The 14,429-nt window shown below is 55.6% G+C and carries 14 protein-coding genes; 5 read left to right on the forward strand and 9 right to left on the reverse strand.

From position 1 onward, the window contains the following. Nucleotides 1-2 precede the first annotated feature (2 nt). On the reverse strand, nt 3-2,207 hold the full coding sequence (locus PQR63_RS18265; protein WP_408169391.1) for an OsmC domain/YcaO domain-containing protein: 2,205 nt from the start codon (nt 2,205-2,207) through the stop codon (nt 3-5). A gap of 222 nt (nt 2,208-2,429) precedes the next feature. Between PQR63_RS18265 and PQR63_RS18270 the strand changes: the two genes are divergently transcribed. Continuing rightward, the gene (locus PQR63_RS18270; RefSeq protein ID WP_408169392.1) at nt 2,430-2,732 is read left to right on the forward strand and encodes a type II toxin-antitoxin system Phd/YefM family antitoxin; all 303 of its coding nucleotides are present in this window, start codon (nt 2,430-2,432) and stop codon (nt 2,730-2,732) included. A gap of 16 nt (nt 2,733-2,748) precedes the next feature. Then, nucleotides 2,749-3,135, forward strand: coding sequence for a type II toxin-antitoxin system RelE/ParE family toxin (locus tag PQR63_RS18275; protein WP_408169462.1), 387 nt, complete (start codon nt 2,749-2,751; stop codon nt 3,133-3,135). A gap of 140 nt (nt 3,136-3,275) precedes the next feature. On the opposite strand, the gene guaA is transcribed toward PQR63_RS18275, so the two are convergent. The 4 genes from guaA to PQR63_RS18295 form a co-directional block, all read right to left on the reverse strand. Next, nucleotides 3,276-4,856, reverse strand: coding sequence for a glutamine-hydrolyzing GMP synthase (gene guaA / locus PQR63_RS18280; protein ID WP_408169463.1), 1,581 nt, complete (start codon nt 4,854-4,856; stop codon nt 3,276-3,278). 106 nt (nt 4,857-4,962) lie between these two features. Further along, a complete protein-coding gene (gene guaB, locus PQR63_RS18285; RefSeq protein ID WP_094563603.1) occupies nt 4,963-6,423 on the reverse strand; it encodes an IMP dehydrogenase in 1,461 nt (486 codons plus the stop codon). A 161-nt stretch (nt 6,424-6,584) separates the two neighbouring features. Beyond that, nucleotides 6,585-6,878 (reverse strand): RnfH family protein, encoded by a 294-nt coding sequence (locus PQR63_RS18290; protein ID WP_408169393.1) that lies wholly within the window; start codon nt 6,876-6,878, stop codon nt 6,585-6,587. Beyond that, nucleotides 6,871-7,302, reverse strand: a complete 432-nt coding sequence (locus PQR63_RS18295) for a type II toxin-antitoxin system RatA family toxin (protein WP_408169394.1) — start codon at nt 7,300-7,302, stop codon at nt 6,871-6,873. The genes PQR63_RS18290 and PQR63_RS18295 overlap by 8 nt, the downstream gene beginning before the upstream one ends. A 68-nt stretch (nt 7,303-7,370) precedes the next feature. On the opposite strand from PQR63_RS18295, the gene smpB reads away from it, so the two are divergent. Next, complete coding sequence (gene smpB / locus PQR63_RS18300) at nt 7,371-7,820, forward strand: SsrA-binding protein SmpB (protein WP_007875730.1); 450 nt, start codon at nt 7,371-7,373, stop codon at nt 7,818-7,820. 71 nt (nt 7,821-7,891) lie between these two features. On the opposite strand, the gene PQR63_RS18305 is transcribed toward smpB, so the two are convergent. Both PQR63_RS18305 and PQR63_RS18310 read right to left on the reverse strand, forming a co-directional pair. Then, the gene (locus tag PQR63_RS18305; protein ID WP_408169395.1) at nt 7,892-9,490 is read right to left on the reverse strand and encodes a tetratricopeptide repeat protein; all 1,599 of its coding nucleotides are present in this window, start codon (nt 9,488-9,490) and stop codon (nt 7,892-7,894) included. A gap of 77 nt (nt 9,491-9,567) precedes the next feature. Then, entirely contained in the window at nt 9,568-10,296 is a 729-nt protein-coding gene (locus PQR63_RS18310) for a hypothetical protein (RefSeq protein WP_408169396.1), read from the reverse strand. 416 nt (nt 10,297-10,712) lie between these two features. Here PQR63_RS18310 and PQR63_RS18315 point away from each other — a divergent pair, with 416 nt between their 5' ends. Together PQR63_RS18315 and PQR63_RS18320 are read left to right on the forward strand one after the other, a co-directional pair. Continuing rightward, complete coding sequence (locus tag PQR63_RS18315; protein WP_094566242.1) at nt 10,713-11,402, forward strand: response regulator transcription factor; 690 nt, start codon at nt 10,713-10,715, stop codon at nt 11,400-11,402. 3 nt (nt 11,403-11,405) lie between these two features. Further along, a complete protein-coding gene (locus PQR63_RS18320; protein ID WP_408169397.1) occupies nt 11,406-12,812 on the forward strand; it encodes a HAMP domain-containing sensor histidine kinase in 1,407 nt (468 codons plus the stop codon). A gap of 102 nt (nt 12,813-12,914) precedes the next feature. On the opposite strand, the gene PQR63_RS18325 is transcribed toward PQR63_RS18320, so the two are convergent. Together PQR63_RS18325 and PQR63_RS18330 are read right to left on the reverse strand one after the other, a co-directional pair. Next, nucleotides 12,915-13,829 carry an SPFH domain-containing protein gene (locus PQR63_RS18325; protein ID WP_408169398.1) on the reverse strand — a complete coding sequence of 305 codons (915 nt, stop codon included), beginning with the start codon at nt 13,827-13,829 and terminating at the stop codon, nt 12,915-12,917. A 51-nt stretch (nt 13,830-13,880) separates the two neighbouring features. Next, the gene (locus tag PQR63_RS18330; protein ID WP_408169399.1) at nt 13,881-14,324 is read right to left on the reverse strand and encodes an NfeD family protein; all 444 of its coding nucleotides are present in this window, start codon (nt 14,322-14,324) and stop codon (nt 13,881-13,883) included. Nucleotides 14,325-14,429 lie beyond the last annotated feature (105 nt).

The following is a 14,429-nucleotide window of genomic DNA, read 5'->3' on the forward strand; positions in this document are numbered from 1 at the left end:
CCTTAGCTGACGGTAGCCGCCGCGTTCGCGCGCGCCTTATGCAATTTCTTGTAGCTGTCGATCAGGCGATGGTGCCTGTCGAGACCTTCCAGCTTCATGCTCGTTGGCGTCAACCCGAAGAAACGCACACTGCCGTCGACAGAACCTATGACGGCGTCCATCCGCGCATCGCCAAACATCCGGCGGAAGTTGACCACATAATCGTCCAGCTCCAGATCATCATCGAGCGTGACCTCCAGCACCACACTCAAGGCCTGGTAAAACAATTTGCGCTCGACCGTATTGTCGTTGTACTGCAAGAAAGCGCCCACCTGATCTTGCGCATCTTCGAATTGCTGCAAGGCCAAATTGATCAGCAGCTTCAACTCAAGCACTGTCAGTTGGCCCCACTCCGTATTTTCGTCAAACTCGATGCCGATCAATGTGGCGATATCGGAGTATTCATCCAGTTCGCTGTTCTCCAGACGTTCAAGCAGCGCTTCCAGCGCGGCATTGTCCAGGCGATGCAAGTTCAACACATCCTCGCGGAACAACAATGCTTTGTTGGTGTTATCCCAGACCAAATCCTCCACGGGATAAACTTCCGAATAACCGGGCACCAGAATCCGGCAGGCTATTGCGCCCAGTTGGTCGTACACCGCTACGTAAGACTCTTTGCCCATCTCTTTGAGAATACCGAACAAGGTGGCGGCTTCTTCGGCGTTGGCGTTTTCACCCTGAGCGGTAAAGTCCCACTCGACAAACTCGACATTTGCCTTAGCGCTGAAAAAGCGCCACGACACGATGCCGCTGGAATCGATGAAGTGTTCAACAAAGTTGTTTGGCTCCGTCACCGCATTGCTTTCAAAAGTCGGCGGAGGCAAATCGTTCAGGCCTTCAAAACTGCGCCCTTGCAGCAACTCCGTGAGACTGCGCTCCAACGCGACTTCAAAGCTTGGATGCGCGCCGAAGGAAGCAAACACGCCGCCCGTGCGCGGGTTCATCAACGTGACACACATCACCGGATAAGTCCCGCCCAGCGATGCATCCTTGACTAGCACCGGAAAGCCTTGCTCTTCCAGACCTTGAATCCCGGCCAGGATACCTGGGTATTTCGCCAGTACTTCCTGCGGCACGTCAGGCAAGGTGATTTCACCTTCGAGGATTTCGCGCTTGACCGCCCGCTCAAAAATCTCGGACAGACATTGCACCTGCGCTTCGGCCAGCGTGTTGCCGGCACTCATGCCATTGCTGACGAACAGGTTTTCGATCAGATTGGACGGGAAATACACCACTTCGCCGTCCGACTGACGCACGTAGGGCAACGAGCAGATGCCACGCTTTACGTTGCCGGAGTTGGTGTCGATCAGATGCGAACCACGCAGCTCGCCATCCGGGTTGTAGATTTCCAGAGAGTAGGCATCCAGGATCTCTTTCGGCAGCGCATCCTTGCGGCCGGGCTTGAACCAGCGCTCGTTCGGATAATGGACAAATTCCGCCTCGGCGATGTCTTCACCCCAGAACGCACCGGCGTAGAAATGGTTGTTGTTGAGGCGCTCAATGTACTCGCCCAAGGCCGACGCCAGCGCGCTTTCCTTGGTTGCACCTTTGCCGTTGGTAAAACACATCGGCGAGTGTGCATCGCGAATGTGCAAGGACCACACGTTGGGAATGATATTGCGCCACGACGCGATTTCAATCTTGATGCCCAGGTCCGCCAGAATGCCCGACATGTTGGCGATGGTCTGTTCCAGCGGCAGATCCTTACCCAGAATAAAGGTACTGGCGTCAGCGTCCGCCTTCAACGTCAGCAGGGACTGCGCATCGGCATCGAGGTTCTCGACTTCTTCGATGATAAAGTCCGGGCCTTCCTGTACCACCTTCTTCACGGTACAGCGCTCAATGGAGCGCAAGATGCCGCGACGGTCACTTTCTTCGATATCTGCGGGCAACTCCACCTGGATCTTGAAGATCTGCTTGTAACGATTTTCCGGATCGACAATATTGTTTTGCGACAGACGGATATTCTCGGTCGAAATATTGCGGGTGTTGCAGTACAACTTCACAAAATAAGCCGCGCACAAAGCCGACGAGGCCAGGAAGTAGTCGAAGGGCCCGGGCGCGGAACCATCGCCCTTGTAGCGGATAGGCTGGTCAGCGACGACAGTGAAGTCGTCAAACTTGGCTTCAAGGCGCAGCTTATCGAGAAAGTTGACTTTAATTTCCATGGGGGAATTCCAAAAATGGTGCTAAAAAGATGTGGCCGCTATTATCCGTCATCCTGGATCAGGCCGGTGCCAAGGACGCACGGGAAAGCCAAAGCATGTGACGAATAAGCCTACGAAGGCATCCAGGTTCGAGTCAGCTCACGCCTACAAGCTTCGCCATATGACATATATGCAGTATCATGTACTTTATTTTGTACACTTTTCACGCCTTTGGAGCGCCCCATGCCCATCTCAGCCAGCGATGTGATTCCTCTTTCTCAAGCCCGAGCCAATCTATCCGAACTGGCCGATCAGGTGAAAGCCGGCGCCGAGAAGATCGTCACAAAAAACGGCGAAAGTTACGTTGCCATCATCGACGCACAGCGGCTCGATTACTACCATCAACTGGAACGTGAACACATTCACTTGCTGCTGATTGCAGACGCCGCCAAAGGCTTGGCAGATGTCGCTGCAGGACAGATCAAAGATGCTCGCAGCGCCCTCTCGGCAATCAAGCAACGCCGTAGCACCAATACGTCAAGATAACGGGCCGATTCAAACCGTGACAGCCCAACACACCGTCAAACTCACCGCCAGCTTCGAACGCAACCTTGATGAAATCGAAGTATTTTTGCGAGAAGCCGAAGCTCCGCAAGCCTTCGATGCATTGCTGGATGAATTATCGGATACCGTCATTCCCAATCTTGAAAGATTTTCCGGGATAGGATCTTCCTTTCTTGCTCGCCCTACCCGCTCTGTAGAAGCAAGCAACGGCATCGCCCATCTGAAGGCGCAATTGGATGCCATTGCCGCAGACGGCGAATTGTATGAGTACGTGATGACGCGTTACTTGCTGCTGTATGCGCGGATCAAAGGCACGGTATATTTGCTGTCGATTCGCCATCATCGACAGCTTTCGTTCGATTTGACGAGTCACTGGCCGACGTAAAAAATAGAACAATAAGAGAATTCGCGATGGCCGCCAACTCGACTTGGCTGTCGATAATTTTGCCTATAAAAAAGCCACGGCATGCCGTGGCTTTTTCTTTCTCAATCGACAATCAACACAAAGAACGATTGCAAGCGAGATTATTCCCACTCAATCGTGGCAGGCGGCTTGCCGGAAATGTCGTAGACCACACGGTTGATGCCACGCACTTCGTTGATGATGCGGTTGGACACGCGACCCAGCAACTCATGCGGCAGATGCGCCCAATGTGCCGTCATGAAATCCTGCGTCTGCACGGCGCGCAAGGCCACCACGTATTCGTAGGTACGGCCATCGCCCATCACACCGACCGACTTGACCGGCAGAAAAACCGCAAACGCCTGGCTGGTCTTTTCGTACCAGCTTTGGCCATCGGCTTCCTTGGTGTTACGCAGTTCTTCGATGAAGATCGCATCGGCACGGCGCAGCAGGTCAGCGAATTCTTTCTTCACTTCGCCGAGAATACGCACGCCCAGACCTGGGCCCGGGAATGGATGACGGTAGACCATTTCGTGCGGCAGACCGAGGGCCACGCCCAGCTCGCGCACTTCATCCTTGAACAGTTCGCGCAGCGGCTCGAGCAGCTTCAGGTTCAGCGTCTCTGGCAGGCCGCCCACGTTGTGGTGGCTCTTGATGGTGTGCGCGCCCTTCTTGCCCTTGCCGGCACTTTCGATGACGTCAGGGTAGATCGTACCTTGTGCCAGCCATTTGGCGTTCTTCAGCTTGCCGGATTCGGCCTGGAATACTTCCACGAATTCGCGTCCAATGATCTTGCGCTTGGCTTCCGGATCGGTCACGCCGGTCAGGTGACCCATGAACTGATCGGTTGCATCGACGTGGATGACCTTGACGCCGAGATTCTTGCCGAACATGTCCATGACCATCTTGCCTTCATCGAGGCGCAACAGACCATGGTCGACGAATACGCAAGTCAGTTGATCGCCGATGGCGCGATGGATCAGTGCTGCCGCCACGCTGCTGTCAACGCCGCCGGACAGGCCGAGAATGACTTCATCGGTGCCGACTTGCTGGCGAATCGATTCGACCGCTTCGGCGATGTAGTCGGGCATGTTCCAGTCTGATTTACAGCCGCAGATGTCATGCACAAAACGGCCCAGCAATGCCTTGCCTTGCACGGTGTGGGTGACTTCGGGGTGGAACTGCACGGCGTAGAAACGACGCTCTTCGTCGGCCATGCCGGCAACCGGGCAATTGCCGGTCGATGCCATCAGCTTGAAGCCGTGCGGCATTTCATTGACCTTGTCGCCATGACTCATCCAGACCTTCAACATGCCATGGCCTTCGGCTGTAGTGAAGTCGGCGATATCTTTGAGCAGCGCTGTGTGGCCGTGTGCGCGCACTTCGGCGTAACCGAATTCGCGCAGCTTGCCGTTTTCGACCTTGCCACCAAGTTGCTCAGCCATGGTCTGCATGCCGTAGCAGATGCCCAATACCGGCACACCCAGTTCAAACACTGCGGATGGCGCGCGTGGCGTATCGCCTTCGGTCACGCTGTTCGGGCCGCCGGAGAGAATCACGCCGGAAGCGCCATAGTTGCGGACGAATTCGTCGCTCACGTCATAAGGAAAGACTTCGGAAAACACACCGGCTTCGCGTACGCGACGCGCGATCAGCTGGGTGACCTGGGAACCGAAATCAATGATCAGAATTTTTGAGTGCATGGCAGTGGAGGTAGGCAAGTTTGAAATTATTTCAGCGGCAAAAATAAGTCAAAAGGCCGCGGCCAAAACTAAGTGGCGCGGCCTTTTGTCACTATCGTCACCTTGCTTAGTCGGCGCGGTAGTTAGGAGCTTCCTTGGTGATCTGTACATCGTGGACATGCGACTCACGCATACCCGCCGAGGTGATCTCGACGAATTCAGCTTTTTCACGGAATTCATCGATCGTGGCGCAACCGCAGTAACCCATGGAAGAACGCACGCCGCCGACCAGTTGATACAGAATCGCCAGCACGCTGCCCTTGTAGGCAACACGGCCTTCGATACCTTCCGGCACCAGTTTTTCGGCGTTGTTTTCGCCGTCCTGGAAGTAGCGGTCAGCGGAACCATCGGTCATCGCGCCGACGCTGCCCATGCCGCGATACGACTTGTAGCTGCGGCCCTGGAACAGGATCACTTCGCCCGGTGCTTCTTCGGTACCGGCGAACATGCTGCCCATCATGACGGTCGAAGCACCTGCCGCCAACGCCTTGGAAACGTCGCCCGAGAAGCGGATACCGCCGTCAGCGATGACCGGTACGCCAGTGCCTTCGAGTGCTTTTGCCACGTTGGCGATCGCCGAGATTTGCGGCACGCCGACGCCTGCAACGATACGCGTGGTGCAGATCGAGCCTGGGCCGATACCGACCTTGACCGCATCCGCACCATGTTCGACCAGCGCCTTGGCAGCCGCGCCGGTGGCGATGTTGCCGCCGATGACATCAACGTGCGGGAAGCGTGTCTTGACCCATTTGACGCGATTCAATACGCCTGCCGAGTGACCGTGGGCGGTATCGACGACCAACACGTCCACACCTGCAGCGACCAGCAACTCGATACGCTCGTCGTTATCCGGACCGACGCCGACGGCAGCGCCGACGCGCAGCTTGCCTTGGCTGTCTTTGCTGGCGAATGGATGGGCAGTCGACTTCTGGATATCTTTAACAGTGATCAGGCCGCGCAACTCGAAGTTGTCGTTGATGACCATGACGCGCTCGAGGCGGTGCTTGTTCATCAGACGCTTGGCTTCTTCCGGATCGGCGCCGTCTTTGACGTAGACCAGCTTGTCGCGTGGCGTCATCTTGGCGCGCACTTCAGCGTCCAGATCTTCTTCAAAACGCAGATCGCGGTTGGTAATCACACCAACCAGGGCGCTGCCTTCGACGACGGGGAAGCCGCTGATGCCGTGCAATTCAGACAACGCGATGACTTCGCGAATCTTCATGGTCGGCGGGATCGTGATCGGATCACGCACCACACCGGATTCAAAACGCTTGACCTTGGAAACCTCGCGCGCTTGTTCCTTCGGCGTCAGGTTCTTGTGAACAATACCGATACCGCCTTCTTGTGCGATGGCAATTGCCAGGCGTGCTTCAGTCACGGTGTCCATTGCCGCAGAGATAAGCGGAATGTTCAGGCGAATGTTGCGCGTCAGGCGCGTGGCAAGGGAAGTATCTTTAGGGAGGATGTCCGAATAAGCCGGGACTAGGAGCACGTCATCGAATGTGAGTGCTTTTTGGAGAAGACGCATAGCATTTCCTATAGGCGCAAAAGCGAATTATACAGAAAACTTTTACGCTCGTCGCGGAGACCTTGATTTTTCCGTGAAATATGCACCCAAGGTGTGGCGCGGGCGCACCTGTTGTCAAAAATCACTCCCGCGCGTTCAACCCTAAACAAGCCATGCAGCGATCAGCCACCCTTCTTCTGCACCCGGCGCCGGCGCGAATCCATCGGATCGGCAATCAGCGGCCGGTAAATCTCAATGCGATCTTGCTCACGCAACACCGTATCGAGTGTTTTCAGCTTGCCGTAGATGCCGACGCGACAAACGGTCAGGTCGATTGCTGTACACTCCCGCAGCAGACCGCTTTGCATGATGGCCTGCTGGACAGTTGTGCCGACGTCGACGCGAACCGGCTTGCGGATCTCCAGATCCGGCGTGGCATAGCAGATCTCGACTTGCAATTGCGTCGTTTCAGCCATATATCTGTTCTGCACGCTTGCAAAAAGAATCGACGAAGCTGTTGGCGATCATGCTGAATACCGGCCCGATCACCGACTCCAGAATGCGGCTCGAAAACTCGTACTGCATGTCGAATTCGATCTTGCAGGCATCATCGCGTAGCGCTATGAAATTCCAGCGCGCTTCGAAATGTTTGAACGGCCCTTCCACCAGATGCATCGTCATGCTGCTTGACGGCACATTGGTGTTTTCGGTGGTGAAAGACTGTTTGAGGCCGTGATAGTTGATCTTGAGCTTGGCCTTGAGCTTGTCGCCCTGCCGCTCTTCAACGTCGACGCCACCGCACCAGGGCAAGAATGCCGGGTAATCTTCGACGCGGTCGACGAGCTTAAACATCTGCTCCGCGCTGTAATTGATCAGGACTGTTTTATGTACGACTGCCATGAAAGGTGGTCCGTTTGATAAAATCGCAAAGTTGAAATTTTAACCGACACCACGGATTTTCCGATTAGATGAGTATTGTTGATAATAAAAAAGCTTTTTTCGATTACTTCGTCGAGGAGCGTTTCGAAGCCGGCATCGTCCTGGAAGGCTGGGAAGTCAAGGCTATCCGCGCCGGCAAAGCACAGATCAAAGAAGCGTATGTGACGATTCGCAACGGCGAGATCTTTCTGTTCGGCGCGCACATCAGCGCCCTGACCAGCACGTCCACGCACGTCCATCCGGAAACCACGCGCACACGCAAACTCCTGCTCAACGCCGCAGAAATTGCCAAACTGATCGGGAAAGTGGAACGCTCAGGCTATACGCTGATGCCGCTGAACTTGCATTTCAGCAAAGGCCGCATCAAATGCGAGATCGGCCTGGCCAAGGGCAAGAAGCAACACGACAAGCGGGAAACCGAAAAGCAACGCGACAGCCAACGCGAAATCCAGGCCGCCATGAAGACGCACCGCCGCTGATCGGCGGCGCTGGCTTCACCGGCGACACGCCCTACTCAACGGCGCTCTATCAGAATCCTGTTATCAGGATCTTATTTGCTGGCTGCAAGACGCAGGCATTCGGCAACCTTTTCCACCACCCCGGACCAATCGCCACGGACTTTCTGACGGAACACCTTGACCGTCGGATACCAGCGCGACGTGCCCGTTTGCCATCCCCAGCGCCATTCGCTTTCATACCGCAGCAATAACCACGCTGGTTTGCCTAACGCGCCTGCCAGATGAATGACGGCGGTGTCGGCGCTGATGACCAGATCAAGATGACTGATCAGCGCAGCCGTTTCGGCCATATCGCTCATCGATGCTTCGAAACGACGCATGGTTTGCCACACCTCGATCTCGGCGGCATCGCCCTCTGGAATCTCGCGTTGCAGGCTGATCAGATCCACAGGGATATCCGCTAACGGCCGCAGATAACGCAAGGGAATATCGCGCGTGTGATTCAATACACCAACCTGCCTGCCCGCCCAGGCTATGCCCACTTTCAACTTGCCGGCGTTCTGCACCGGGTCTGCACTGAGAATGGCTGACCACTGCTGCAGCGTAGTACCATCGGCATACAGATAAGGTGCGCTTGCTGGAATCGTCGCCAGCTTCCAGCTCAAGGCCAGCGGCAAACTCATCAAAGGACAGTGAAAATCGTGCGGAGCGAGCCCCAGATCGTTCACGACAATAGTGACGTTGGGCAGCGCCTCAAACGATGACAAGAGCCTGTGCAAGGCTTCCGGTACGCACACGGTCACCTTTGCGGCACTTTCTGCGATGAGAGGAATATAGCGTGCAAACTGTATCGTATCTCCCAGCCCCTGTTCCGCCCAGAGCAAAATGCTCCGTCCTTCCAGAGATGGTTCGCCCAGCCATGCCGGTATTTCCGGAAACATTACTTGCCCTCGCAGCTGTGGAGTTCGCCAACGTGCTTCATGCCGCTGCCAGCCACCCGCAAAATCCCCCTGCAACAACAAGCAATGGCTCTGCGCCATCTCTGCCTCCGGGAAGTTTGGTTGCAGCGTCAGCGCCTGCTCGTAACACCAGAGCGCCTGATTCAGGCAGTTCATTTTTTGGAGGACGTTGCCGCGGTTGAAGATGGCGGCGGCGTTGGCGGCTGAATGCGCAAGAATACGGTCGTAGCAAAGTACGGCTTCTTCATGTCGGTTCAAATGAAGCAAGACATTGCCGCGCTGATTCAGCGCTTGCTGATGCGATGGCGCAAATGCCAGCACACGATCCAATGAGGACAGCGCTTCATCGAAGCGCTCCAGATGCGTGAGCAACTCGGCCTGCCGACACCAGAGATCTGCATCCTGCGGGGATTCTTCCAGCGCCATTTCAGACTGCTCCAGCGCAAGAAACAACGCGCGCTGCCGGGATTGACGCGCTTCCAACAAGGCGGGGAAACGTGTGAGGCAATCGTCATAGGCTGCGATCGCGTCGTGATAGCGCTCTCCCGCCAACAGCAGATCGGCGCGACGCATCAGTGCAGGGACGAAGCCGGGATCAAGCTTGATGGCCAGCTCCAAAGAAGCCATGGCCTCTTCGGATTTTCCCTGCACGTCTGCGGTAATGCTCTGCGTCAGCAGATGCATCAGCTCTTGCAGATGTGCCGGGTCTTGCAAAAGCTTGTCATGCAGCATGTATCAAATCCATCCCGTCCATACCAGTGTGCGAGGCGCAGTGTGATTCTGCATCAGAGTTCCTGTCGTTGCCCGGCTCATGCCGTTGTGTTGATGATGTTGCCACTAGATGGCGTTGCATGCAATTTGGTCGTAATGCTCTGCAAGAAACTGCTCAATGATGTCCCACCCGCGTCGCCCAGCGCACTCAGAAGATTCGCAAAGCTGCTTTCCAGATCGGTGTTGGTTGCCGAAGAACTGGGACTGCTTGAATCGCTGGTCGATGTTGCCGTATCCGTCGATGACGTACTGGACTCGGACGCCGACAGCGACTGAACAAGTTTGGTGAGATCCGCTTCGAGACGCCCGTCCCCAGGTGGTGGCGGAGGTGGGCGATTAGCCGCCGCTGCGGCTGCCGAAGATGCAGTCGCAGCGGCCACGGCCGACGCTGAGGTGCTGCTGTCCGTATCAGTGCTGCTGTCCGTCGAGGGGCTGGAAGCGCTTTCCGAATGCAAGGCAACCAGCAGATTTTGCAGGAAGCTGTTCAATGCGGCGTCGACATTTTTTGTCGATGTCGCATCATCGCTTGAGGAGGTTGTGACGCTGCTGGAGGTAGCGCTGCTCGTACTGTTGGTATCGGCCTCCAGTGCTGCCAGCACCTCTTTGATGGCATCCATGAAACTGCCCCCACCGCCATGACGTGGTGGCGGAGGCGGTGGTGGAAAATCGGAAAAACTGACCGTGGCGCTTGTCTGGTCAATGCCTGTAACGCCACCCAGGTCGGCCAAGGAAAAAAGATTGCTGCCGGATACGCTGCTGATGCTCATGTTGTTCTCCCTCTGACAAGTTGCCCCCTGCATAGACGGACATGCTTCTTTACCGCCATTTGCACCTCGCAGCAAAAACCACGAAAGTGTTGTCTGCGCACTTAACAAGTATCGGCGATACGCACATGCAAATCCCGGTCCAAGTGTGTAAATTAGGGTAAATTTCAGTTGATCGAAGGCACTTTTTCAGAGGGTATCCACGATACTTCCTGATCTGTTTCAGCATTGCCCGGATGACACTATTTCGTACCGGAAAAACGGCACCGTTTCCAACAGTCAAATGCCCGGAAGCAGGGGTAAAAAAGTGTAAAGATGAAGACACCAATCGTTACTGTTGTACCGTCCGCAGCCTTTTTGCGCATATGATTGAACTATCCGAAATGCAGCAGTAATCAAAGAAAGAGAAGCACACAACGATGTCAAAAGTATTACTGATAGACGACGACATTGAACTCGTTGATATGCTCAAGGAATATCTTGAGCAAGAAAAATTTGAAGTCCGCGTTGCCTATGACGGCGAGTCGGGTGTTGCCGAAGCCCTGACCAACCAATATGCCATCGTGGTGCTCGACGTGATGATGCCTCGCCTCAATGGACTGGAAACATTACGCCGTATCCGCGCCAAGAGCAATCTTCCTGTCTTGATGCTGACAGCCAAGGGCGACGACACCGATCGCATCATCGGCCTCGAACTCGGCGCCGACGACTATGTCCCAAAGCCTTGCACCCCGCGCGAACTGACTGCACGGGTACGTGCCATCCTGCGCCGCACTGTTATAGACAATCCGGATCACAGTCCCTACTCGCCACTGGCAGTTGGTGCACTTTCCATGTGGCCGGAACAGCGCCGCGCTACCTGGTCTGGCCGCCCACTGGAACTCACCAGCAGCGAATTCAATCTGCTTGAAGTCCTGGCGCGCAACGCCGGTAAGCCTGTGAGCAAACAACATCTTTCGGAACAAGGCCTGGGCCGCCCTCTTGCACGTTTCGACCGCAACATCGACGTGCATCTGAGCAGCATTCGACAAAAAATCTCCACGCTCGGCAGCGACAAATCCTGTATCCAGACCGTCTATCGCTTGGGTTACCAGTTCATCAAGGAGTAATCGGTGGGCCGGCTGTTCTGGAAGTTCTTTTTCTTCATCATGGTGGCGCAGATGACCGCCATCATCGGTGTGGGCATCATGTTCTCCTTCGAGAACCGCGAACGCAATCAGCGCGCCACCGATCTCGATCTGAGTCCGCCGGCGGTGTTCACCATCCGTTCCGCTGCGGCGACACTCCAATATGGCGGCACCGAGGCGCTGCGCAAGCTGATAGTCAACGCTGAGCGGCATCAGGTGTATGTCGTGAACGAAAACCAGCAGGAGCTGCTGGGGCGTGACGTCAATCCCAAATTGGTCGAGGAAGCACGCGCCCTGCTAACCACTGAAGTACGTCGTCGCGTGGTGGAAGAAATCAAGGCTTCCGACGGCCATACTTACCTGCTCTTCCTGCCGTCGCCGTCGCATATGAATAGCGGACGGGAGCCGCGCCATGAGAATCCGCCTCCACCGCCGCCACCATTTTCTTTCCCGATGATGCCGATGCTGGTCTCAACAATCGCCAGCCTGTTTTTTGCGATGTTGCTGGCCTGGTATTTTTCGCAACCGATCCGCCAACTCAAATCGGCTTTTGCCAATGCAGCTTCAGGCAATCTGAATGATCGTCTGGCACCGCTGATGAGCAAACGCAGTGATGAACTGGCGGATCTCGGTCGTGACTTTGACAGCATGACGGACAAACTGCGTGCACTGATGGAAAGTCAGCGCCGCTTGCTGCACGATGTATCGCACGAATTGCGTTCGCCCATCGCCAGACTTCAGGCCTCGATCGGTCTGGCGCGCCTGCAACCGGAAAAAACCGCGGCTACGCTGGAGCGCATCGAACGCGAAGGCGTACGTATGGACAAACTGGTCGGAGAATTGTTAACGCTGTCGCGCTTGGAAGCCGGCGTCACGGGAGCCATGGAGGATCACATCCGCATCGAGGATCTGCTGGGGGAAATCATCGACGACGCGCGCTTTGAGGCTGAATCGATAGATCGGCATGTGGAAGGCCAGGCTCGCACCAATGTCGTCATCAAGGGGGGCGCCGAGCTTCTCTACAGGGCGATTGAAAACGTCGTGCGCAACGCCATCAAGCAGACCGCCATCGATACCGTGGTTGCGATCAACACGCTCGTCGACCAGGAAAAGAAGCATGTGCAGATTTCCGTCATTGACCGTGGCCCCGGCGTACCGGAAGACGAATTGCAACTGATTTTCGAACCCTTCTTCCGCAGCACACGTACGCAAAAAAGCACCCACGGCTATGGCCTTGGACTGACCATTGCGCGACGTATCGTCGAGGCGCACGGCGGTACCATCCGCGCCTTCAATCGCATCGACGGCGGCTTGTGCGTGAACATCTCATTACCTTACGACAGCATTGATCCATTGCCATCATCTGCAGACTGCAGCGACCATCACGCCTGAGAAATTAGACCCGCGAGCATCGACATAAAAAAGCGCCTGAAAATCTCTTTTCAGGCGCTTTTCACATTTGCATTCCGTTTGTTCTTGACGACTTCTACCTGACTACTTTTGCTGAGCCTTTACGACCTGCATTGCGCTGGCAATCAAGGTACTCATGTCGCCAAGATTGGCGGGAACGATAATCGAATTATTGGTTTTGGCCAATTGTGAGAATGCGGCGACATATTGCTCGGCGACTTTCAGGCTGACCGCATCTGCGCCACCGGGCGATTGAATCGCCGCTGCGGTCTTGCGCAGCGCTTCGGCGCTCGCCTCTGCAATCGCCAGAATGGCCGCGGCCTGCCCTTCGGCGCGATTGATCGATGCCTGCTTTTCACCTTCCGATTTGGCGATGGATGCTTCGCGTTCTCCGGTAGCGATATTGATCTGCTCTTGCTTGCGACCTTCCGACGCAGCAATGAGTGCGCGCTTTTCACGTTCTGCAGTGATCTGCGCCTGCATGGCGTGCAGAATTTCTTTTGGTGGTGTCAGATCCTTGATCTCGTATCGCAGGACTTTAACGCCCCAGTTTTCGGCGGACTCATCGATCGCGCTGACGATGGTGGTGTTGATGTGATCGCGCTCTTCAAAGGTCTTGTCGAGCTCCATCTTGCCGATGACCGAACGCAAGGTGGTTTGCGCCAGTTGTGTGATTGCAGCGATGTAGTTCGATGAGCCGTAAGAGGCACGCATCGGATCGGTGATCTGAAAATACAGAATGCCGTCGACCTGCAATTGCGTGTTATCACGCGTGATGCAGACCTGTGGAGGTACATCCAGCGGGATTTCTTTAAGGATGTGTTTGTAGGCAACGCGGTCGATAAACGGCACCACAATATTAAGCCCTGGCCCGAGCGTTGCATGATATTTGCCCAGCCGCTCTACGACCCAGGCGTGCTGCTGTGGCACAACCTTGATGGTCTTGACGACGAAGATGATGGCGATGAAAAAGATAACCAGCGTGACGCTACCGAACATAGAAATTCCCCTTGTGAATGAAGCTTGATGACAGCTAACGCCAAGTAAGGCCTACTGCACAACTGCGTGCGCGACGATCAGACGACTGCCGCGTATTTCCCGGATGATGAATTGACCGGCCTGAACTGCATTGCCCGGTGCAAGTTCCACGTCCCATTCGGCGCCGCGATAACGGACACGCGATGTCGGTGTGCCGTCGAGATCCGTCCAGAGCTCGACGTGCACTGCCTGCCCGATGTCCAGAAGGACATTGGGGTCGCGCGCGGCGGCTTCCTTGTTCATTTTCCCAAAGCGGCTGCGACGCAGCAAACCTACCGCGACGAAGCCGACAACAGCCGCCGCCAGGAACTGCCACTCGGCGGCCCCGCCAAGCAAGGCAACGACACCGCCGACGGCCAGACCAATGGCGATCATCAATAAATAGAATGTTCCGGTAAAGAGCTCCACCCCGATTGCCAGTCCGGCCAATACGAACCATATCGCCCAGTCCATCATGTTGATTTCCTTTTTGGATTTGAGACAAGCCACTGCTTGCTGGCAAGACTTTAACAGCCTCTGACGCACTATTGCTAAAAACAAAAACGCGGGCATCAAGCCCGC

The sequence above is a fragment of the Herbaspirillum rhizosphaerae genome, from assembly GCF_046025915.1.
In the GTDB taxonomy this organism is placed as follows: domain Bacteria; phylum Pseudomonadota; class Gammaproteobacteria; order Burkholderiales; family Burkholderiaceae_D; genus Herbaspirillum; species Herbaspirillum rhizosphaerae_A.